We start from the raw sequence: 1047 nt of genomic DNA on the forward strand, positions 1-1047 counted from the left end.
AGTGTTCTGAACACATACATATTCAGGATTTCGTCGCGGTAAGTGCGGTTAAATCTCTCGACATAGGAGTTCTGGGTGGGCGTACCCGGTTGAATGAACTCAAGCTGAATACCGTGCTCTTCTGCCCATTCGGCCAGGGCCGCAGAGATAAACTCCGGGCCATTATCCATGCGAAGTTTCTTTGGGTATCCGCGCCATGCTACGGCTCTTTCCAGAACTCGTATCACACGAGGTGCTGGTAAATTGAGATCGATCTCGATCGCCAGAGCTTCCCGATTAAAGTCGTCCACCAGGTTGAACGTTCTGAAACGACGACCACAGAACAAGCTGTCGCTCATGAAGTCCATCGACCAGCAGTGATTCGCCGCCGCGGGAACTGCTAGCGGTTCTGGATAGCGGCTGGGCAATCGCTTTTTTCCTCGTCGCCGTTTATTCAAATTGAGTTCGCAATACAGCCGATACACCCGCTTGTGGTTCCACGAGTGTCCCCAGCGCCGAAGGATTTTGAAGAGCTTGCTGAAGCCGTAAGCAGGGTAACGCTCAACCGCTTCTTGTAGCTTTAAGATCACGGGATCATCCCTGTGGGCGTCAGGTTGATAGCGATAAACCGAGTCACTGATGCCAACTGCGCGACAGGCCATACGGAGGCTTATCTCATGCTCTTTTCTGGCATAATCGACAAGCTCCCGCCTAATCGCTGGCTTTACAGCTTTTTTTCGATGATGTCTTTGAGCACCCGGTGCTCAAGGCTGAGATCGGCAAACATTGCCTTCAATCGCCGGTTTTCCTCTTCCAGCTCCTTGAGCCGCTTTACATCAGAGGCTTCCATACCACCGTATTTTGATTTCCAGTTGTAATACGTAGCGTCCGATATTCCGTATTCACGGCAGACTTCTTTGACCAGCCTGCCAGCTTCTACTTCTTTCAGGATCTTAACGATCTGAGATTCCGTGTAGCGTGATTTCTTCATTGTTAGCTCTCCGTATTGGCGTAGTGTACGCCGGAGAACTCTAAATGTGGATGCCGCTATTTTAGGGGAGGTTTACA

Annotated in this window: 1 pseudogene; it reads right to left on the minus strand. The window is 50.6% G+C overall.

Going from position 1 to position 1047, the window contains the following annotated elements:
• Positions 1–970, minus strand: a pseudogene (locus QKW35_RS21205) (IS3 family transposase); the annotation flags it as partial.
• Between the last annotated feature and the right edge of the window lie 77 nt (positions 971–1047).

This window comes from Pontibacterium granulatum (assembly GCF_029961155.1).
GTDB classification, from domain to species: domain Bacteria; phylum Pseudomonadota; class Gammaproteobacteria; order Pseudomonadales; family Balneatricaceae; genus Pontibacterium; species Pontibacterium granulatum.